The following is a 21,157-nucleotide window of genomic DNA, read 5'->3' as shown; positions in this document are numbered from 1 at the left end:
AAGGTCGAGCAAAACCGCCCCGCCAGCAAACTTACGCTGTAAATTTCAGCAATTTGATCGCATCAAAATCCTGCACACCACCGCCGACACGCTTGGTGGTATAGAACAACACATATGGTTTGGCAGAATACGGATCGCGTAGCACGCGGATACCGATGCGATCGACAATCAGATAACCACGTGCAAAATCACCAAATGCGATCGGCGTACTATCCGTGGCAATATCCGGCATATCTTCCGCTTCCACCAGACCAAAGCCCATAAAGGAAGCCTTCTGTCCAAGAGACGCCGGCGGCTGCCAGAGATAATTACCGTTGCTGTCTTTCAGCTTGCGCAGCGCAGACTGGGTTTTACGGTTCATCATCCAATGGGCATTCTGGCGGTAGCCGGATTTCAGCGCATAGACGAGATCTATCAACAAATCAGACGGATTGGTTGCAGGCAGCGCACCGGCAACGCCCGTCTTCAGGCAACCAAGTTTACCCCATGCCCATGACGCTTCATCAACCGTATCATAGGCCAAAAAACCATGAGGCTTGTTCACACCATCGCCATTGATGAAGGCAGCGCTTTCCTGCTCGGCAAAAGCTGTTTCAACCTCGGCGGCAATCCACTGTTCCACATCTACCGCTGCATCATCCAGCAGGCTGGCTGTCGCTGCAGGCATGGCGTAAATTTCCATGGTCGGGAATTGTAGTTCGGCAAGCTTGGCATTGGTAGTCTGCGGGCGTGTGCCCTCTTCACCAACCCAACCAGTACCAGGGCCGCTGATGGAAAACGGCTTTTTGAGTACCGCGCCAGAAACCTGTCGCACAGTTGCAAGACCACGCACCGGAGAAAGTGCGGCCAGACGTGTGCCAATCGCTGTTTCGAGTTCAGACGGCACAAGATAACCGCCGTCCGGCCCCGAACCATAGGAATGCGCTTTCTGTTCAAGCCCGCGCAAAGCCTGCTCATCACCACGACGGGCATAATTGTCAAAAGCCTGTTTATGCTCCTGCACAACACCACCGAGCAGTGATCGTGTCTCGCCACCAAGCGCAGGACGCGCCTGTTTCAATACATATTGATCCAGCGCCGCCTTTTGCTCATCCATTGCACGGTTGAGACGCTCTACCTTTTCAACGGTCAGAACATCCGCACCGACATGTTTTTCAATCTGTGTCAGACGCTCATCATTGGCCTGTTTAAATCCTTCAAAGGCCTGCATAAACTCACCAAAAGCCTGCCCGACTTCCTGCTGACTATTCAGCGCCTTAATCTCCAGCACCTGTGTTTGCGCTGCTGTTGCTTTATGTTTGATCGTCATTTCCTGTCCCTTCGGGCTTGGTGTAAAAAGACGGTACAAACCGACCGGACGGAGGTTTCAAAAAGAAGTTTGCGCTTTCAGACAGGCGGCCGCATGGCGGATAATCTGCGCGGAACTCATATCATCGTGATTTTTGCTCTGCACCGGATGAACACGCGCTTGCGGCAACATCGGAAATGTCACCAGCGATATTTCCCAAAGCTCGGCTTCCAGAATATGCCGCTTTCCGGTGGAGGCTGACTTCTTGCTGCGAATAGCGCGAAAGCCGATCGACAAGCCATCCAGCGCCCCTTCGGATATCAGCTGCCAAGCCTCGTCAGCTCGTGCCACGCCTTGCGTTAACTGCCCCTCAACATAAAGACCGCGCTGGTCCTCGGTGATTTTTGTCCAGATGCCAATGGGATTGTCGGCCTGATGTTGCCAGAGCATTGGCACGCTGCCGCCACGCTGCAGAGACTTGGCAAAAGCACCGCGCTCAATAATATCACCACTCAAATCAGTGAGCGAAAACAGGCTGGCATAACCGCTGAAACATAAAGACTGCTCTGCCTTAGCCTTCATCGCGCTCCCCCTCCTGCCGGACGGAACCACCAACCTGATTTTTCAGCCGGTCGGTAAAGGGTTTGAAAAAACCGAGCGCTGTCCATGCAGCAAAACTTGCAGCAGCAGAGCCCATCAACATCAGCTCCGCCTGTCCAAGGCTGTTGCTCAATGTCAGGTGGTCTGCGATTTTAACGCCCGCCGCACCGCCAAAAATCATGCCGCACATAAGGCCAACCGCGAAACGGATTGCCGCCTCGCGTTTGCCCTTTGGCAGCATATAGGCCAGCGAAACGGCCGAACCGCTCACCGCGCCGGTGATTTTGGCTAGCCATATCCATTGTTCCTGAGTAAGTGCGTCCGGCTGGTTGAAGAGGTTCATAGCACTCCTCCTTCCGGCTCAGAAGAATAGCCAACGGCCTGACGTTTTTCCGCATCGCTCAGGAAGTCCGCCGCACCAATGCGCCGCCACAAGGCTTCCCGCTCCTCGGCAAGCCCGTCAATACGGTCATGGTCATGTTCAAGTCGTAAATCCGCGTCAAAAGAAGGACATAGCCAGTTGCTCAAAGCCTGCGCAGTGCGGGTCAGCAGCGGCAGAATGGTCAACCGGTAAAAAGCACGATTGGCCTCGGCATAATTGGCATAGGTGTTATCACCGGGAATGCCGAGCAGCATCGACGGCACGCCAAAAGCCAGCGCAATTTCCCGGCTCGCAACATGTTTGGCCTCAATGAAATCCATATCTTTGGGCGACAGTCCCATGGCTTTCCAGTCCAGCCCACCTTCCAGAAGCAGCGGCCTTCCTGCACCACCGGCACCGGTATAGCCCTCCTCCAGCTCGGTCTTCAGCCGGTCAAACTGCTCTTCGCTTAAATTACCGCCATCTTTCGGCGCATAGACCAGCGCACCGGAAGGCCGCGCAGAATTATCAAGCAGCGCCTTGTTCCAGGCCGCCGTGGCATTGTGAATATCCAGTGCCATAGAAGCGGCTTCCAAAGGTGGAAAACCGTAATGATCGTCCAGTGGATGAAACAACCGCAAATGCAGCGCCCGCGTAGACAACCCCGTATCGGAACCAAAATTCAGGCTGATACGGCGGCTGGTGGTATTATTGCGATAGAGCAAAGTCTGCGGCCAGCCATTGCTATCGCTCTCGATCGTCACACGCTCTGGGCGCAACAGATGCAGTTCCTTTGGCTGCCCGTCATAATCCAGCCGCTCGATATAGGCATTGCCGGATAGCAGCAGATGCCCGTAAAGCTGCTCGAAAAAGCCGGAACCACAAGCCCCCTCATGGGGAGCACGCAGCAAACTCAACAGCGGATGATCTTCAAGCTCGGTCTCACCCTGATAGAGCAACAACGGCACATTGGCCGCGGCATCGCTGATCATTTTCACGCAGCGATGCACAATCGGATTGCGCATAAAACCCTGCTGCGACAGCGCCATATAATTGCGGCTTGTCCAGCGTGCCTGCGCATCCATATGCAGCGCGACAAAACCCTGCTGCATTTTTACAGAAGGCACCTGTGCGCTTTTCTGCTCCTGCGTTTGGGCAGCACTATGCCGCCACGGCCATTTCCAAGCCATGTTCACCTCACTCGACCTTAATTATAAAATTTATCGAAGCTGCCGGATTCTCGGCTTATGCGTATCCTGAAGCAAAAGCGTATGCAGCGCCCAGACCAGCGCATCCATTCTGTCTGGCGAACGACCGGAAGACAGCCCGTTCACGGCAAAGTCACACATCTCATCTTCCAGTTCAGGAAAGCGGCGTGCATGGCGGATACGCCCTTGCTCATAGAGTGCTGCCACCGGCTCAGCGCGCAGATATTTGCCTCGCTGCGCCCGCACAGACTTCACCGCAACGGATGTATCCTGCGCATGGATCACGGCCATCACCATATCACCGCCCTGATTGACCTCCGCCACCACCAGATCAGCCTGATAGCGATGGTAGAACTGCACAATCTGCGCTGCCCACTGATGCGGCTTCACGCCTTGCAATGTTGCGTCATCCAGCACCCAGGCCAAACCATCCGCATCCAGTCCGGCGACGATAATACCGCAGGCATCAGAATTCTTGGTTGAAGTTGCAGGCGGATCAACCGCAATGACAATGCGCTGCAATTCCGGCACTTGCGGATCATGTAGCGTCTCCAATTGCTCCCGCGACCATAGCGCATCTTCACGGTCTGCAATCAGCACACCATCCAGTTCCTGCCGCCCCAAAGCCGTACCCGCATAACGCTGCTGCATGGCCAACAAAAAGGCCGGTGCCAGATGCGCCGCATTTTCATCCGTGCGCATATGGGTCATGATCGTTGCCGGATCACTCAACAGATCGCGCAACAGAGCCTGCATTTTCGGTGTAGTCGTCACCACCTGACGCGGGAAATCGCCGAGACGCAGGCCGAATTGCAGCATATCCCATGTCTGTTGCGGGTTTTTCCATTTCGCCAGTTCATCACACCATGCAGCAGAAAATTGCGGCCCGCGCAAACTGTCCGGATCTTCTGACGAATAAAAGGAAGCCACCGCCCCGCTTTCCCAGACCAATCTGCGCCGTGTCGTTTCCAGCCTCGGCCTTTGCAAACGTGATACGGAAAGAATACCCGAAGGCCCCTCAACCATTACCTCACGCACATCGGCAAGCGTCTCCCCCACCAAAGCAATATTACCGCAAGCTCTGTCACAAAAAGGTGCCAGCCCCTGCGCCATACCGCTGATCCACTCTGCACCGGCGCGGGTTTTACCCGAACCGCGCCCGCCCATAATCACCCAACTGCGCCAGTCATTACGCGGGAAAACTGGAAGCTGCGCCAACCGCCCCTGAAACAGCCATTCTTTACTGGTTGCAACAATGGTCTGCGCATCAATGCCCGCATTGATCAGCAGTTCAAGCAGTTCGGAGTTCAGTAATTCTGGCGCTGATGATGCTGAGGGCTTCACGTACATCCTCCGGCTTCACACCGCCTGTCTCATTGTTTTGCTCCTGCTGGTTTCCCTGCTGCTCTGCCCGCGTTTCCTTGGACAATTCGCTGATACTCTTCACCGCCTTTGCCAGCGACGCCAAAGCTTCAACCGCATTCTTTTCCGGCAGGCCATCGGCTTTAGAGAAGTTTTGCAATTCCGTATTAATTTTAATCAGCAGGTCTTCGATATCAAGCTGCGGCAAACCACTCGCATTGCTGTCCAGCCCTGCCTTTTTCAACCGCCTGAGGTAGATGTCCGGTTGTATCCTCAGCAGAAAAGCCATGTCCTGTCCGGCAATCCGGTAGCGCCGCTGCAGCCGATGAACAGCCTGCAAACGCTCATGAGCCGCATTATATTGCGGCTTAGTCGTCTCTCTGTTTTCTGGCCCGATATTTTTTGGCATCGATTGCACCGATTCCGCTTTTTTCCAAACGCATAACCGGCTTCAGAATTTCAAAACAAAAAAGCGCAGCACCGAATGCCACGCCCTATCAAATTCTATTGAGTTGTCTCAGCCACACTTCTCTGACTGTATAGAAAACCTACTGCAACACCGTGACGCCGTCAAGGATAAAATTCCTATTTTTCTGCTTTCACAGGTGATTTCTTCACATTCAATTTTACCGAAATATTTATCGCATTGAGATAATAGCTTTATTCGTTAAGCATAATTTTAAACCCTTCATTGGCACTTCTGCTTTATTGGCCATTCATAAGGATGTGCTAGAATGGGACATTATCGCCCCTCTTTCAGCGAGCAAAACGGGTTATTTTTCGGTTATGAGCCAACAGACTGACAAAAATGACCAGACCAGAAAAACGCGCCGCCTGACCCGCAGCCCGTTTCTGATGGCTATTGATGCCTGGCTGGATAGCAGCCTGTATAGATTGCGCTCACATTTTGCTACGTTCTGGGAAGCCGCCACTATATTTTCCCGCAAATTCCGCGTGCGCGGCTGGAAACGGCTTTTTGTAGAAATTGCCGATGAGGGTTTTACGTTTGGCGTTCTCGGCAGCGTTGTTCTGCTTGCTCTGGCCATGCCTGCATTCGAGGAAACCAAGAAAGACTGGCGTGCGCAAGACGATTACGCCGTCACTTTTCTCGATCGCTATGGCAATGAAATCGGCCAGCGCGGCATCATGCATCGTGATGCAGTACCCATCGCTGAATTGCCGGATCATGTTATCAAAGCCGTTCTGGCGACTGAAGACCGCCGTTTTTATGAACATATCGGCATCGATTTCTGGGGCTTAAGCCGCGCGCTCACCCAGAATATGCGTGCCAATGGTGTGGTTCAGGGTGGCTCCACCCTGTCTCAGCAGCTGGCGAAAAACCTGTTTCTCTCCAATGAAAGAACGCTGAAACGCAAAATCAATGAGGCCTTTCTTGCACTCTGGCTGGAAGCCAATTTAAGCAAAACGGAAATCCTGCAGCTCTATCTCGACCGCGCTTATATGGGTGGCGGCACCTTCGGCATTGCAGCGGCTTCCGAATTTTACTTTGGTAAAAATGTCAAAGATGTTTCTCTGGCAGAAGCAGCAATGCTGGCTGGTCTTTTCAAAGCCCCGGCGAAATATGCCCCGCATGTCAATCTGCCCGCCGCCCGTGCGCGCGCTAATGTTGTTCTGTCCAATCTCGCTGATGCAGGCTTTATGAGCGAAGGTCAGCTGGCCTATGCACGACGCAATCCTGCCAGTGTTGTTGACCGCGCAAAGGGTGAAAATCCCGACTATTTTCTGGACTGGGCTTTTGACGAGGTGAAAAAAATCACACGTACTATCCCGCAGCATAATCTGGTGGTGCGCACCACATTAGACCGCAATATCCAGAAAGCTGCCGAAGATGCGATTGAATTTCACCTGCGCCAGTATGGTGCCGAATATAAGGTAACTGAAGCAGCTACCGTAGTGATCGCCGATGACGGCTCGGTGCGGGCAATTGTCGGCGGGCGCGATTATGGTGAAAGCCAGTTCAACCGCGCAACCAAGGCGCTCCGTCAGGCCGGCTCTTCCTTCAAACCCTATGTCTATGCCGTTGCTATGGAAAAGGGCTTGACCCCGAATACGATCGTCTCCGATGCGCCGATTGCATGGGGCAACTGGATGCCGCGCAATTACGGCCGCTCCTTTGCTGGCCGTGTCGATCTCGCAACCGCTCTGGTCAAATCCTATAATACGGTGCCGGTGCGCCTTGCCAAAGACTACCTGACAACAAAGCCGATTGTAGCACTCACCAAAGCGATGGGCATTGAATCAGAAATCTCCGATCACAAAACCATGGTGCTTGGCACATCCGGCATGACAGTGATGGATCAGGCCACCGGATTCAGCGTTTTTGCCAATGGTGGCTTTGCAGGCATGCGTCACGGTATTGTACAAGTTTCCGATCCGGCGGGTAAAATTCTCTGGGACTTTAAGCGGGATACACCGGAGCCAAAGCGTGTGCTGTCTGAAAAGGCTGCCTCTGAAATGAATTCCATGCTGGTGCAGGTGCCGGAGCGCGGCACGGCGAGACGTGCAGCTTTGCCAATGACACGGGTTGCAGGCAAAACCGGTACCACCCAGAGCTATCGTGATGCATGGTTTGTCGGTTATACCGGCAATTACACGGCGGCCGTCTGGTTCGGCAATGACAGTTATGCACCGATGAATAATCTGACCGGCGGTATTATCCCTGCCATGACATGGCAGATGATGATGATGCAGGCGCATCAGAATATTGACCTGAAACCAATTCCGGGCATCAGCAATCCGTTCCCGAAACCGGCACAGCCAGCTGATCCGAAACTGGTAGCACAAAGCAGCGGCGCCGGTGAGAAATTGCCAAACACAGTTCCGGATTATCCGCGTGTTCTGTCCTCGGAAACGACACGCTTTATGCGCAGTCTGAACGAAAAATTCCGCACCTATGAAACACCGCAGCGGATTCGCACGACTTTATCGTCACTCTGATTCATTGAAATGAACCGGCCATTTAATCCGGCCACCTGATAATGACAGGCAATTTTAACCGGACGTGTTTTATAGATTCTCCATGAGCAATTTAAGAACCATATTGCTGACAGTATTAACCTGCCTGATTGCTCTGGCGGGCGGCGCAGCCAGTGCGCTTTATGCTCTCAATAATTTTGAAGGTTTCAATCAGCTTACAATCGGACAATGGCATGCTTCGCCACTCTATGGCAGCGCCGACGCTGATCCCTATGCCCGCGCGCAACGCAGCCGCGCCGCATTGCTGCCGCTGGGCGCTGCCGAAGGGCAGCGTTTTGTTCTGAGACATGATGTGAATGGTGCAAAACTTGATCCACGCTGCACCTATCATTTACAGGGCAAAGCCCCCGCCTTCCGTTTCTGGACGCTTTATGCCAGCGATTTGTACGACCTGCCCCTCGCGCAAAAGGAAGGGTTTCCACAGGAGCTGCATAGCCAGATGATCTGGTATCAGCATGACTCAAGTTTCCTCATCTCTGTCTCTCCCTCCGCACAATCGGGAAACTGGCTGGCGATTAATACATCGCGCCCCTATCAGCTGGTAATGACTCTGTATGATACCGATCTGGGTACATCCATTGGCTTTGAAAATCCGCAAATGCCGGTACTCTCTTTGGCAGAGGACAGCTGCAAAGGAACCGGACGATGAGACATTCGCTGTTGCAGTTTCTCTATGCCATCACTCTCGGCCTCATCGGCGCTGCCATCGTTCATATTGCGATTATATTGCTCGTGCCTGATGATGCCTCAGAAACTCTATGGAAACGGGTGGAAGCACTTGGTCCCGCAGAAAGTTTTCACAGGTTGGAGGGCGCGAACTGGGCAAAGCGCCGAGATCCGCTAATGCGCAGTGCTGCATGCCGCTTTGATCTGACCAACGGACCGGTCCATATCAGCGCTGTCGGTAAAGTGCCGTTCTGGTCACTGGCAATTTACAATCATGTAGGCGATATCACTTTCAGCCTCAATGATCAGGTGTCACCAACCACCGATCTGCTGATTGTCTCACCTCTACAGAAAATCCTGCTCGAACAAAGCATTCCGCAGCAACTGGAACAATCGGTGCTTATCACCCAGTCCGTTAATGAAGCGATTGCAGTGCTAAGGGTCTTCGAGCCGGATGCGACATGGCAAGATGAAACTGGAGAATTTCTTAAATCTGCAGAATGCATGAGTGTTTCGATTGAGAATTAAAGATATCTGCGATGCCGCGTCTCCCGAAAAATATTTGATTTACAGGTCAGTAAATTACCATCAACGCACCGATGGTTAATTCATTGCTAAGTGTTCTCCCTTAAAGTGCAGAAAGCTCTCCTTATATTTTCAACAGGGAGAGGTGTATTTTGTCTGTGTTGCGTAGGCGTAAGGGGTAAATACGCGTGACCACCGATCAGTTCCGCGCTTTGGAAGTATTATCCGGAAGTGGTCATTCCGCACACCACAAGACCGATGATCTGCTGGCTGCTGCCGTGGCAGGTTTCACGTCCCTCACCCGTCCGGGGCGCTACGAAAGTCAGCAATTTGAAGATCTGGCTTTACCACTGCTGGAAACAGCCACGCCGCGTGCCCGTCGTCAGGTCTCAGCTATTCTTGCCCAGCATGATGTAGCCCCGCGCAAGCTGGTTCTGGCTCTCGCCAATGACAGTATTGAAGTCGCTGCTCCGCTCCTGCTGCGCTCGCCTGTTTTGACAACTGCCGACCTCATGGACATTACCGGCCAGCACGGCCTGTCTCACGCCCGTATCATTGCACGCCGTCAGCCGGTTGATCCGCTGCTGCTGCCAATCCTTGAGAGCTTTGACGACCAGCTTATCAGCCAGACACTGACTACAGAAGCAGTTGCTCCCACCGTACCTGCTGCCGTGGAAACCAGTATAGCGGATGTACAGGAAGCGCATTATGTTTCAGCAACACCTGTAAACAAACGCCCAGAGAGCAAACCGGCGGCAACAACCCATACCGCTCCCCCTGCCGCAACACAATCATTGCCGGCATATGATCTCAGTGCTCTGTCGCTGTCTTCATATCTGCAACCGGCACGGGCGGAATATCTTATTGATATGGCGCTGCTGATAGACGGAAACATGTTCCGCACCGCACTGGCCGATGCGCTGGATGTCAGCTATGCGCGTGCCGCAACCATTATCGGTTCATGGCCGAATTCCCAGCTGCCGCTGGCGCTTAAAGCTATTGGTCTTACTGCACAGGATACTTATCTGATCCTGACTGCTGTTCTTGGTACAATCCACGGTGAGCGTGAGCAATTGCGGGAATTTGTCCATATTTACCGCTCTATCAGTTCTGAACAGGCAGCTGCAGCTGTAAAACGCTGGAAAACAGATGATACGAATGAGCGTCTGCGCAACCAGTTGCGCGATCTGGCTGAGCGTGCATCGGAAAGTTTTACCAGTGCAGCCAATAATGACGGTACTTTCCCGCACAAAAAAGCACAATAATCCGATTAGAGCATTAATTTTTAAAGTGTAGAGCGAGTTTTGTGTGCCCGATTGGGCGCACGGTGCTCTAATTTACAGGCCTGTGGTCAGCAATTCCGCAGCCTGAGCACAATCTTCAACCTCGACAAGCCAGAGATCAGGATCAAAGCGCAGCTCTTTTTCAAGCTGCGTATTAATCAACTGCTCGTCTTCGCTGTGCTGATATAAAACAAAACGGCGCTCATCCGCACGCTGCGGATCATATTCGCTTTGCGGCGCAGGCATATATAAATCAAAATTACCGTCACGATTGCGGATCTTGATAAAGATTGCGCCGGCCTCAGCAGCACCGCGCCTGACCAGATAAGCGAAACCATCAGCCATGCGCACGCGGCGCATGAATGCGGAAACCCAGAATTCACTTGTCAGACGCATGGACTGAAATACCTGCTCATTGCATATCACATCAGCTAATCAGGCCGATTTCACGCATTTTTCCGATCAGCTCAGAATCAGGTTTACCGCTGACATTGAGGCGAAACAGTTTCTGAAATTCGCGGATAGCATCTTCTGTGGTTTTGCCCGGAACACCGTCCACGACAACCATATCATTCCCGAATGCTTTTAACCCCGCCTGAATACGCACCAGCTCCTCAGCACTGACTGTCTGGCCGGATGATGTTCTTACGGATACCGGTTGAACAACAGCTGTTGTCTCCGTTGTATTCTGTGACGCAGAATTACTCCGTACAGCCTGTACCGGTGTTTTTTCTGCGGTTCTGACCATAATCGGGGCAGATCGTTTTTCTGCAACAGGCACAGCACGTGCGCTGTTTTCAGTCAGATTTTCAGGCCGGGTCCCAGACCGAGTCTCAGGTCTGGCTACAGGCACGGCCACAGCAATGGCCTCCTCGATGCTCAGCTGTTTCTCTGCAGGTTTAGCCGCATTATTCTGATCCGGTGCCAGCTTGGCCTGAACATTCTGCCATTGCTCAAGCGCAGCACGGGTTTGCGGCCCTGTCAGACCATCCACATTGCCACTGTAGAAGCCAAGCTGCTTCAGATTATATTGCATAATCGCAACCTGCTTGTCGCCATTCGGCGCCAGAGCCGGCAGATCCCCGCCGTCAACAGTTGTCTCGGGCAAAGTCGCAACGACTTGCGGTTTCTCAGTTGCCGGCGCAGCCTCATTACCGGTAATCTGGCGCACGGGTTCCTGCGCAGCCACATTGCCTGTCAGCCTGCGTGCTGCTTCGCTATTGTCTTTTGCGACGGCACGAAAAACCTGCTCCGGCCGTGTTTTAAAGAAGACACCATCATGCGCCTGCGGCTGATACCAGATCGCATTGCTGGCAACAAAACCAAGCGTCACCAGAAATGCGGTTGCACCACCGGCTACCACAGGATTGCGCGCGACTATATCACCGGCAGCCAATGCCATGCGTGACACGCCGGTCAGGCATGCATCAAAAAAACGTCTGCCAAAACTACGCCGTTTTGCGTTTTTGCGCATGGAAGTCCCCTTGCGTTTCGTACCGCTGCGGCTCTGTTTTTCCGTCATAACTACTTTCTGCCTGACTATATTCAGTCTGTTCGGCCTGAAGATTAATAATTGCTGTTTTCACCTGCTCAAGAGCGCTGCGAATATCGGTTGAAACTGTATTTGTCTGCATCCGGTCAGCCTGCTGCATAGGATGCGATGATGCCTGATTTGCGGCCGTGCCTGCAACCAATCCGGCCTTATCCACAACCTGCTGTGCTGTTTGCGGCAACCTGATTGAAACTGTTGTGCCCTGGCCCTTGCGGCTGTGAATATTCATCTCACCCTGATGAAGACTGACAAGACCTTTGACCAGATAAAGTCCGAGGCCTGAGCCTTCCTGCATACGGGTCTGTGCATTATTGATCTGGGTAAATGGCTGGCACAGACGTTCAATCTCATGCGCTTCCAGCCCAACACCCGTATCAGAAACGGAGATAACCAGACTACGCTCAGCGCCTGCATAGCCGCGCTTTGTCTCATCTGGCATCACATCAATGGTTACGCAACCGCCGCGATCCGTGAATTTAATGGCGTTGGACACCAGATTAATCAAAATCTGACGAATTGCACGGCGATCAGCAATCATATCCGTCACATCCGGATGAATGCGGTCACAGAGAATAACGCCCTTTTTCTCGGCCATCGGCATAAGCATGGAACTGCACATTGTTACGCTGTCCTGCACAGAAAAGCGTTCATGCTGAACCGGATACTGGCCGGCCTCAAGGCGTGAAGTTTCCAGAATACCGTTGACAACTTCCAGCAGATGATTGCCGGACTTGCGGATCAGGTCAATATATTCGCGCTGCTTGTCGCTCTGCAAAGGTCCGGCCACATCATGCAACAGCAGATCAGAGAAACCGATGATCGAATTCAGCGGCGTGCGCAACTCATGACTGACGGCACCGAGCAAACGTCCGCGTGAGGTTTCCAGATTCTCAATGGTCGTATTCTGCTGAACGATATGCTGCTGCGTATCCTGTGCCTGTGCAAGATTGCGCGCAACAATCAGGAAACCGGCATCCTGCTCATTCTGAGCCGTGCTTTTTGCCTGACCTTCCATTTCAAATATATTGAAATAGATTTTAGGCTGTTCGTTTTTATTGCCTTGAGCAGGTTCCACGCAACGCAGACGAATCTCTGTTTTGCCACCGAGTTTCATCGGTGAATTGCCATGCTTCAGGCCATTCAGAAATGCAAGATATTGAACGCGGTCAGCCACATGCACACGGTCAAGAAGCAATGTGCCGGTCAGGACTGCACGATCAACACCAAATTGCTCAATACAACGATCCGACAAAGTACGGATATGACCGTCCTGATCAAGACGGATAACCAGAGCATCCAGCGCTGTTTCCAGATCGCTGTCCGCATTATGAGCAGATGCTGTATTCTGCCGGACTGCTGCAACTGGCAGCGCCAAACGCATCACCCGCAGCAAAATTGCGCCGACATAGATGAACAGGAAAGTCGTTGAGACACCAGCCGGCAGCATCAGCTGTGTGTTGATACCTTTAGTCAGGGATGTTGCCATCAGGACAACAGTGATCAAACCACCGGCAACAGCCGCTGCACGATGGCGCGTTACCAGCCAGATCTCAAGCGGCAATGCCAGAACCATCGCCCAGACCAGACCATTCTCCGCACCTGCAAACAGAGCGGTAAAAGCCAGTACTGCGCTATAGAATGACAAAGCAACAAGACCCGTCAGGCTGTTGCGGATACCAAATGCCTGCGCTGCCAGCAAAAGAACGGATATGCCGGTAAAAGACAGAGCGGTAAACAACAATGCGTTGAGCGAAGCGGTCGGGAAAATACTGTAAAAAGCCATTGCCAGAAAAAGCGGAAACAACAGCAATGCGCAGCGCAAATCAAATGCTGAAAAATGGTCGGACTTACGGGATTGAACAGCGGTAACAGAAGCATGGAATTCCGCATTTTCCTGCGTCAACAGGTGATGATCCGCAACGGTATTATGCATACCGCCTTTAATCATTTTCATTGTTTTCGCATAAATGCCGTACACGCAGCATACTCACTCTGACACAATCTCACTTCAACTGTCTCATTTCACCGGAGTGAAAAAACAGTCACCGAACAGTGACAGAATGGACGCCCAGACTTTAAGGAATAGATAAAACGGCGGAGCGTGATGCCCGTGAAAGCCTTTTTTCCGCGAAAAAGGAGCAGCTTTTGCCCCTATGGTAAACGGAATATTTCCGGCTCCTCCGCATGGCAAGACAATCTTAAAAACATTTTATCAGAATCTTCAGAAATATGTCTCATGCTTTAACCATTGTTTCTCGCTTGCCTGAAAACCTTGAGATGAAACAGACTAAACAACTGATAATTATATGAATAATTTAAACTTATATATTTATCACGCTCAGCAACCCGACAGGACCGTGCAAACAGGCAGGAATAAAGATCATGAGATTTCTGCTTAAATGCATTTTCTGGTTGGGGGGCGTTTTTCTGCTGATGCCCGGACTGACAGGCAAGTCAACAGACATACAGCCACCACGAGCGCCACAGGCACAAACGCAACAAAACCATCCGTCTTCAGAGCACCAGCAACAGGCTCCGTCCTCTGCCAGTCCCGATCTCGTGGAGCAATGGCTGCAGGCCGGTAAAACCCTGCAAGAAATCAGCACATTTTGTGAGCGTAATCCCGCTCTTTGTATTGCCGGAAAAGCAGCGGTTCAGCAAAGTGGTGAACAGGCATTAATCCGCGCGAAAGAGGTTTTATCCGGTAGCGCTCCGCAAAACAACCAACCACCCGTTCCGCCAGTAACAGAGCAGGCACCTGCGTTCAAAATTCCTGTTCCTGCGCAGCGTCCCGGATAGAACATAATTTAAAGTGTTAGAGCGAGTTTTGTGCGCCCAATGGGGTGACCGGCGCTCTGGTTATTGCGATCGTCAGAACCGGAACTTTCCAATTGCCATAAAAATGGTCTATAAGCCGCGCCAAGTGTATATTTATCTGCATGCCTTGAGCGGAACGAATTTTCGTTTTTGCGCGGCATGCTTCAGTTAATGCGGAGAGACCTATGACAAATTCAAAGATCAGCACGATTGCGTCGGACTTTGAGTTTCTTGACGACTGGGAAGACCGCTATCGCTATGTGATTGAACTGGGACGCGATTTACAGCCCTATCCGGAAGAAGCCCGCGATGCGGATCATAAAGTTCCGGGCTGTGTCAGTCAGGTCTGGCTGCTGACCAGAAAAGGTCAGGGTACCGATCCGGTTATGGAATTCTTAGGCGATTCCGATGCGCATATTGTCCGCGGTCTGGTTGCGATCCTGCTTGCCCTTTATTCCGGCGAAACTGCATCTTCCATTCTGAAAATTGATGCAGAAAATGTGCTTAAAAGCCTGGGCCTTGATGAACATCTGACACCACAGCGTTCCAACGGCTTGCGCTCCATGGTGCAGCGTGTGCGCAATGACGCACAAAGCGCCCTGCAAAACGCCGCCTGATATTTCCCGTCATGCATTATGCTAAAACATGCGCACCGGTTTCATCGATGCGCATGTTCTGTTTTGAACTTGCAACAAATAACTAAAGTGAAGGCCGGTAATCCGGTGTTCCCCAGTGATAGGTTACTGGTAAAGCTCCCCCTTCCGGCAGTCGCCCTGCATTATAATGGCGGTGCAAAATGCTGAGTGCTGTTTTCAGCATCATTTTTCCTGAACGCGCCGGCCATGAACGCTCACGTTCCACCAATTCCAACCCTTTGAGAAAACAACATATATCCAGCAATATACCGGATAATTCCGGCCCTACGGCAATGAGCGCCTTATTCACCCGATCCCGGCAATCCAGTGCGTTATCACTCAATTCGGCTGCGCCTCCCCGTTCTCCCCTGACACGTCCGGCGACACTCGCATCCCAATTGGCAGAAATCCGTGGCATCATATTTCCGCGCGTAAAATCGGCTCTCAACCGCTCTCCGGCATGAAATTCGTCATCACTCAGAAAACGCCGGCCTGTCTGCTTATTCTTCCGGTAAAGCATAGCCAACGGGGACTCGGCATTATTGACGGAACGAGACCGGATGTTTTCACCTGCCGTCTGTACAACAGGTTCCTGAGACTGTTTCGCTTCAACGGCTTTCTTCAGCTTCTTCAGCAGATCCCGTCCTGTAAGTTCCAGGGTGATTTTATCTCGTGTTGCTTTTACCAACCCGCCTTTCAGCAATTGCTGCAACACCGGTTCGTCACAAGCAATTGTACCGCCCTCCTCACCGCTCAATAACCGGCACCCTTCCTCTCCTTCCAGCCTTGCCGGTGACCGCAGCAAAAATCTGAGTAACCGCAAAGCAGAATATTGATCTGTCGGGGATAATGCAGTGATGGTTTTGCTCATTCGCCTGCACTCCCGCACGGATAAAGCGCCCGAATGAGATATTCAAACGAACTGACATTGCGATCAAATTTCTCATTTTCCCGCATGTCCTCAATCAAATGGCAGGCATGTTTAACCGTGGTTCTTTCACGGCAAAATGCATAGGCCACTTCAGACATAGAAAGGCCGAACATCGTATGTGCGATATACATGCCGAATTGCCGGATTCTGGCGACATGACAAGTGCCCCGTTGCGGGCTACGCAAATCTTGCAGGGACACCTGAAAAAACACGGACAACAGCGTCATTAATGCTCCGCACAAATTCCAGGCGCGCACTTGCCGCTCCCTGCTTGTCAGCTGGCCTTTAACACTGCTGTTTCTTTGCATAAGGTCAGCCAGATACAACGCATTCTCTGTCATGCGTTTGTTACTAATACTATTCTGTCTGCAATGCGCTTCCTGTCCGCCGGATAAATAATGCAAGCGCGATAGTTCCGGCAAATTATGCAAGACACCAAGTGAATCCGTGTGAGCGGATAAAAAATCTGAAAAATTGTTCAACATATGCCCTCCGCAGACGACATATCAATAATATAAAAACCTTATACGAAGATAAAACTGAGATTTAAAATATAAATATATAATTCAATTCAAACAACAAATATTAAAAAAGAACATATAAACAAAGATAAGCCATTAAATACAAATGTTTTATTAAACAATAAATTTTAATTATAGAAATAATACTCAAACAACAAATACTACATTTTAATTTTAATCATATCTGCTTATCCCCCACCGGCAGTAAAACATCATAATTCCCGTCATAAAAACGGGGATTAACAATGTCAGCCACACTGCAACAGGAAAAACAATTATTTCTGGAAAATCGTAAAGAAGATGCACTTCAGGCAGCACAATCATTTGCTCTGCAAATGAGCTGCGGCATCGACTTGCAGCAAGCCTTAAATGCTCCAGCCGAAAAAAGAGCAAATATTGCAGCAAAACTATCGCGGCTCATCAAAAGAGAGCGGCTAAAAGGTCTCAACAAGCATTGGAGTTACGATCTCAACCGTCACATTGCTCTAAAACAAGCTCAAACCCGCCTGCTGCAACTGCTTTAATAATAACGGACAAGTTCTCATAAAAAAACAACGGCACTTTCGTGCCGTTGTTTATTTCTTGATCTCTTTGCAGAGATGCAGGCCGGATCAGGCAGCTTTACGCTTACGACCAAGTCCCATTTTCTTGGCAAGCTGCGAACGGGCTGCAGCATAGTTCGGCGCAACCATCGGATAGTTAGGATCCAGATCCCATTTCTCACGATATTGTTCCGGTGTCAGATTATAATGGGTCATCAGGTGACGCTTCAGCGATTTAAACTTCTTACCGTCTTCAAGGCAGATAATATAATCGTCGTGAACTGATTTCTTAGGGCTGATTGCCGGTTTAGGCTTTTCAACCACGGCAACCACTTCTTCACGAACACCTGAACGGGCAAATGCTGCATGAACATCAGCGATCAATGCAGGCACTTCACCGGCACGTATAGAGTTATTGCTGACATAAGCGGCAACAACATCAGCTGTAAGACTGAGCAGCAGTTCGTCAGCAGAAACCACAGTCTCTGGATGTTCCATTATACTTCCTTTACCTATAAATATTGCTGACTGGAAACTCTCTGAAAATACATGAGAATTCTATCCATTCACCAATCAACCAGTTTAACCTTAGCTTGCCACCCGCAATCATCTTCTCATATCTGTAAAATTTGTAAAATGTCAATTTATTTCACAATTTTGTTAAGTGATGCTGCAATTTTTGACTAAATAATTAAATTTCAACACTCAAAATCACGAGAATTAATATCTGCAAACCTGTCGAAAACAGAAAACTATTTCTCTTCTCGCCTGAAGATAATCAATCTGAGCCTGCTATACACGTAGTACAATGTAAAAACATGCCTCTGAAACTATCTCCAGCAAACAAATTCACCTCAAACGTGAAATTTCGCCTCTCGAAACAAACTACAGTAAAACTCAGCAAACACTACGATATGAAGCAATTTTGCGGATATTTGCTATTCTATCAAAAAAACCTGTATTTCTATATTAAGTCATTTTTCTGGCAATTCATGACAACAGATATTTTATACAACGATTTTTTCAAAAAAATCTGCTTTTGTAAGATTATCCGCTGCACAAACAGGTCAAACGCCTGTGCAGTTTCATATTATGCCTTTGAAAATACACAGTTGTATATTCACCTTTTAAAAAGCGGTTAATATCCCCATATATTGGAAAAATGACTATTCTGAACACGGACAGGCCTGAGTAAACCAGATCAGACCTGCTCTTCTGACCTGCCTCTTTGAATAACGCACATTCGGTGCAACAACGCATTATACTTTCCGAATGTACACTGAACCGCCGGAGAACCACCATGTCTGAGAAAAACATGCCCCAACGCCCGCTTAAAGTTCAGAAAACAGATGCCGAATGGCGTGAACAGCTCACACCGGAGCAATATAAAATCACGCGCCAGCACGGCACAGAACGTGCATTTTCCAGTCCTGATTTTGACCTCAAACTCCACGGCACTTATCACTGTATCTGCTGTGACCGTCTGCTCTATAATTCAGAAGATAAATTCAATTCAGGAACAGGCTGGCCGAGCTTCGTCCGTCCGGCTGAGCCGGAAGCTGTCAATGCCTTTGAGGATCATTCCTATGGTATGAACCGTACAGAAATACGCTGCGCCGATTGTGATGCACATCTCGGCCATGTATTTCCTGACGGCCCTGCACCAACCGGACTGCGATTTTGCATGAATGGCACAGCATTATATTTTACTGAAGCCTGACAGCCTCAGGTTTTGCATCTTATTTTGGCAACAATACCGGAAACAGTATGAACCAGCATTCATTCCCTAAGCACAACGCCCCAGCAACTGAGAAGAAGGCGTTCAGCGACACGCGCCACGGTATTGTCCGCCAAGATGAATATCATTGGCTGCGCGCTGCCAACTGGCAGGATGTTCTGCGTGATCCTTCTCTGCTGGATACACAAATCCGTTCACATCTTGAAGCTGAAAACACCTATCAGTCAGCTTTAATGGCAGATACGCAAGATCTGCAGAAACAACTGTTCTCGGAAATGAAGGGGCGCATCAAGGAAGATGATTCCAGTGTGCCGGTCAAAGACGGTGCCTATGCGTATGGTATCTCCTATGTCACCGGCGGTCAGCATCCGCAATATTTCAGAATCCCGCGGAATGGCGGCGACAAAACCATTCTGATTGACGGCGACAAGGAAGCCGCATCCCTTGCTTATTTCAGCCTTGGCGGACTGGACTATTCGCCTGACCATAAAGCATTGGCATGGTCCGCGGACACTAAAGGCTCCGAATTTTATGACATCAAGATCCGCGATCTCTCCACGCTGGAAGACAATGCGGATCTGCTGACATCAACGGCAGGCGGAACTGTATGGGATGCAGCAAGTCAGGGTGTTTTCTATGTGCAGATGGATGATAATCATCGCCCTGCCAAATTATTCTATCACCTTACCGGCACGCAACAGGGTCAGGATACGCTGATCTATGAAGAAAAAGACGCCGGTTTTTTCATGAATGTTTCCGGCAGCTCACTGAATGATTTTGTTTTCATCAATATTCAGGATCATGAAACCTCTGAAGTCTGGCTGATACCGGCCAATGATCCGCAGGCAAAGCCACAGCTCGTGGCAGCGCGCGAAACCGGTATTGAATACAGCCTCACAGAAGGCGGAGACGTTTTCTATATTCTCACCAATATTGACGGTGCGAAGGACTTCAAGATTATGTCCGCACCGGTCAGCGCCCCGCAAAAACAAAACTGGACAGAAGTCGTTGCCGAGAAATCAGGCACGATTATTCTGGATGTTGGAGCGTATAAAGATCATCTGGTCTGGCTGGAGCGTAATAATGGCCTGCCGCGCATTGTTATCCGTGAACGGATCAGCGGAGCAGAACATGCCATTGCTTTTGACGAGGAAGCCTATTCGCTTGGTTTGCATGGCAGCGCTGAATATGACACGGATGTAATTCGTTTTTCCTATTCATCCATGACCACACCAAGCCAACTCTTTGACTATAATATGGTCACACGCGAACGCGTGCTGCTGAAAACGCAGGAAGTGCCAAGTGGCCATGTGATTGAAAATTATGTCACCCGCAGGCTCCTTGCACCGGCGGCAGATGGTGAACTGGTGCCGGTTTCCATTCTCGCCCATAAGGACACACCGCTGGACGGTTCTGCACCATGTCTTCTCTATGGCTATGGCGCTTATGGCAGCTCCATTCCGGCAAGTTTTTCGACCACACGCCTCTCTCTGGTTGACCGTGGTTTTATCTATGCCATTGCCCATATTCGCGGGGGCAAAGATAAAGGCTTTGCCTGGTATGAGAATGGCAAGCGGGAGCATAAGGTCAATACATTCACTGACTTCATCGCCGCAGCAAAACATCTTGTGGCAGAGAATTTCACCCGTCATGACCGGATTATCGCCCATGGCGGTTCGGCAGGCGGTATGCTGATGGGCGCTATCACCAATATGGCACCGGAAGCCTTTGGCGGGATTATTGCCGATGTGCCGTTTGTGGATGTGCTGAATACTATGCTGGATGACAGCCTGCCACTGACCCCGCCGGAATGGCCGGAATGGGGCAATCCGATTGCATCGGAAACGGACTACCGCACCATTGCCGCCTATTCCCCTTATGACAATGTTTCCGCGCAGAATTATCCGCCGATACTGGCAACAGCAGGCCTGACAGACCCGCGTGTTACCTATTGGGAAGCGGCAAAATGGGTTGCTAAACTGCGCGATCAGTCCACCAGCGGCAATCCTGTGCTTTTCAAAATCAATATGGAAGCAGGCCATGGTGGTGTTTCAGGGCGTTTCTCGCAGCTGGAAGAAGTCGCCTATAATTATGCTTTCGCGCTTAAGGTTGCAGACAGACTGTAACAAGC

21 protein-coding genes are annotated in these 21,157 nt (G+C 50.6%); 9 read left to right on the top strand and 12 right to left on the bottom strand.

From position 1 onward, the window contains the following. Positions 1 to 31 precede the first annotated feature (31 nt). From HBA93_RS02675 to HBA93_RS02650, 6 genes are read right to left on the bottom strand one after another with little or no spacing between them, the layout of a single operon-like run. Entirely contained in the window at positions 32 to 1,309 is a 1,278-nt protein-coding gene (locus HBA93_RS02675) for a phage major capsid protein (protein WP_286201715.1), read from the bottom strand. A gap of 57 nt (positions 1,310 to 1,366) precedes the next feature. Beyond that, a complete protein-coding gene (locus tag HBA93_RS02670; protein ID WP_221722257.1) occupies positions 1,367 to 1,870 on the bottom strand; it encodes an HK97 family phage prohead protease in 504 nt (167 codons plus the stop codon). Beyond that, on the bottom strand, positions 1,860 to 2,231 hold the full coding sequence (locus HBA93_RS02665) for a DUF6107 family protein (RefSeq protein ID WP_221722256.1): 372 nt from the start codon (positions 2,229 to 2,231) through the stop codon (positions 1,860 to 1,862). The genes HBA93_RS02670 and HBA93_RS02665 overlap by 11 nt, the downstream gene beginning before the upstream one ends. After that, on the bottom strand, positions 2,228 to 3,439 hold the full coding sequence (locus tag HBA93_RS02660; RefSeq protein WP_221722255.1) for a phage portal protein: 1,212 nt from the start codon (positions 3,437 to 3,439) through the stop codon (positions 2,228 to 2,230). Before HBA93_RS02660 ends, HBA93_RS02665 begins: the two co-directional genes overlap by 4 nt. Positions 3,440 to 3,469: 30 nt before the next feature. Next, positions 3,470 to 4,741, bottom strand: a complete 1,272-nt coding sequence (locus tag HBA93_RS02655) for a DNA-packaging protein (RefSeq protein ID WP_502910023.1) — start codon at positions 4,739 to 4,741, stop codon at positions 3,470 to 3,472. Positions 4,742 to 4,748: 7 nt separating this feature from the next. Continuing rightward, the gene (locus tag HBA93_RS02650; RefSeq protein ID WP_221722253.1) at positions 4,749 to 5,228 is read right to left on the bottom strand and encodes a hypothetical protein; all 480 of its coding nucleotides are present in this window, start codon (positions 5,226 to 5,228) and stop codon (positions 4,749 to 4,751) included. 446 nt (positions 5,229 to 5,674) lie between these two features. Between HBA93_RS02650 and HBA93_RS02645 the strand changes: the two genes are divergently transcribed. The 4 genes from HBA93_RS02645 to HBA93_RS02630 all read left to right on the top strand — a co-directional run bounded on the left by HBA93_RS02645 (position 5,675) and on the right by HBA93_RS02630 (position 10,272). After that, the gene (locus HBA93_RS02645) at positions 5,675 to 7,777 is read left to right on the top strand and encodes a transglycosylase domain-containing protein (protein ID WP_502910022.1); all 2,103 of its coding nucleotides are present in this window, start codon (positions 5,675 to 5,677) and stop codon (positions 7,775 to 7,777) included. A gap of 103 nt (positions 7,778 to 7,880) precedes the next feature. Further along, entirely contained in the window at positions 7,881 to 8,465 is a 585-nt protein-coding gene (locus HBA93_RS02640) for a DUF1214 domain-containing protein (RefSeq protein ID WP_221722251.1), read from the top strand. After that, complete coding sequence (locus HBA93_RS02635; protein ID WP_221722250.1) at positions 8,462 to 9,010, top strand: DUF1254 domain-containing protein; 549 nt, start codon at positions 8,462 to 8,464, stop codon at positions 9,008 to 9,010. The genes HBA93_RS02640 and HBA93_RS02635 overlap by 4 nt, the downstream gene beginning before the upstream one ends. Positions 9,011 to 9,195: 185 nt before the next feature. Then, positions 9,196 to 10,272, top strand: coding sequence for a DUF2336 domain-containing protein (locus HBA93_RS02630; protein ID WP_221722249.1), 1,077 nt, complete (start codon positions 9,196 to 9,198; stop codon positions 10,270 to 10,272). 72 nt (positions 10,273 to 10,344) lie between these two features. Here the strand turns inward: HBA93_RS02630 and HBA93_RS02625 are convergent, their stop codons facing one another. Genes HBA93_RS02625 through HBA93_RS02615 form a run of 3 tightly spaced genes read right to left on the bottom strand, consistent with a single transcriptional unit; the run spans position 10,345 to position 13,796 of the window. Then, positions 10,345 to 10,686 (bottom strand): DUF1491 family protein, encoded by a 342-nt coding sequence (locus HBA93_RS02625; protein ID WP_221722248.1) that lies wholly within the window; start codon positions 10,684 to 10,686, stop codon positions 10,345 to 10,347. A gap of 31 nt (positions 10,687 to 10,717) precedes the next feature. Continuing rightward, positions 10,718 to 11,764: a peptidoglycan-binding domain-containing protein gene (locus HBA93_RS02620; protein WP_221722247.1), complete on the bottom strand. Its 1,047-nt coding sequence runs from the start codon at positions 11,762 to 11,764 to the stop codon at positions 10,718 to 10,720. Continuing rightward, positions 11,739 to 13,796 carry a sensor histidine kinase gene (locus HBA93_RS02615; RefSeq protein ID WP_221722246.1) on the bottom strand — a complete coding sequence of 686 codons (2,058 nt, stop codon included), beginning with the start codon at positions 13,794 to 13,796 and terminating at the stop codon, positions 11,739 to 11,741. Before HBA93_RS02615 ends, HBA93_RS02620 begins: the two co-directional genes overlap by 26 nt. A gap of 428 nt (positions 13,797 to 14,224) precedes the next feature. Here HBA93_RS02615 and HBA93_RS02610 point away from each other — a divergent pair, with 428 nt between their 5' ends. Together HBA93_RS02610 and HBA93_RS02605 are read left to right on the top strand one after the other, a co-directional pair. Continuing rightward, positions 14,225 to 14,641, top strand: coding sequence for a DUF5330 domain-containing protein (locus tag HBA93_RS02610; protein ID WP_122093393.1), 417 nt, complete (start codon positions 14,225 to 14,227; stop codon positions 14,639 to 14,641). A gap of 203 nt (positions 14,642 to 14,844) precedes the next feature. After that, complete coding sequence (locus HBA93_RS02605; RefSeq protein ID WP_121991724.1) at positions 14,845 to 15,276, top strand: SufE family protein; 432 nt, start codon at positions 14,845 to 14,847, stop codon at positions 15,274 to 15,276. 82 nt (positions 15,277 to 15,358) lie between these two features. Here the strand turns inward: HBA93_RS02605 and HBA93_RS02600 are convergent, their stop codons facing one another. After that, positions 15,359 to 16,165 (bottom strand): DUF6456 domain-containing protein, encoded by an 807-nt coding sequence (locus tag HBA93_RS02600; protein WP_221722245.1) that lies wholly within the window; start codon positions 16,163 to 16,165, stop codon positions 15,359 to 15,361. Then, positions 16,162 to 16,452 (bottom strand): helix-turn-helix domain-containing protein, encoded by a 291-nt coding sequence (locus tag HBA93_RS02595; protein ID WP_221722244.1) that lies wholly within the window; start codon positions 16,450 to 16,452, stop codon positions 16,162 to 16,164. The genes HBA93_RS02600 and HBA93_RS02595 overlap by 4 nt, the downstream gene beginning before the upstream one ends. A gap of 539 nt (positions 16,453 to 16,991) precedes the next feature. On the opposite strand from HBA93_RS02595, the gene HBA93_RS02590 reads away from it, so the two are divergent. After that, positions 16,992 to 17,270 carry a cytoplasmic protein gene (locus HBA93_RS02590; RefSeq protein WP_221722243.1) on the top strand — a complete coding sequence of 93 codons (279 nt, stop codon included), beginning with the start codon at positions 16,992 to 16,994 and terminating at the stop codon, positions 17,268 to 17,270. Between the two features lie 87 nt (positions 17,271 to 17,357). Here the strand turns inward: HBA93_RS02590 and HBA93_RS02585 are convergent, their stop codons facing one another. Beyond that, positions 17,358 to 17,786 carry a Ros/MucR family transcriptional regulator gene (locus tag HBA93_RS02585; RefSeq protein WP_022710037.1) on the bottom strand — a complete coding sequence of 143 codons (429 nt, stop codon included), beginning with the start codon at positions 17,784 to 17,786 and terminating at the stop codon, positions 17,358 to 17,360. Between the two features lie 802 nt (positions 17,787 to 18,588). On the opposite strand from HBA93_RS02585, the gene msrB reads away from it, so the two are divergent. Continuing rightward, complete coding sequence (gene msrB / locus HBA93_RS02580) at positions 18,589 to 19,008, top strand: peptide-methionine (R)-S-oxide reductase MsrB (protein WP_121991729.1); 420 nt, start codon at positions 18,589 to 18,591, stop codon at positions 19,006 to 19,008. 47 nt (positions 19,009 to 19,055) lie between these two features. Continuing rightward, positions 19,056 to 21,152, top strand: a complete 2,097-nt coding sequence (locus tag HBA93_RS02575) for a S9 family peptidase (protein ID WP_221722242.1) — start codon at positions 19,056 to 19,058, stop codon at positions 21,150 to 21,152. The last annotated feature ends 5 nt before the right edge of the window (positions 21,153 to 21,157 follow it).

Source organism: Ochrobactrum sp. SFR4, assembly GCF_019730395.1.
Taxonomy (GTDB): Bacteria; Pseudomonadota; Alphaproteobacteria; order Rhizobiales; family Rhizobiaceae; genus Pseudochrobactrum.
This window is presented reverse-complemented; position numbering and strand designations above follow the sequence as displayed.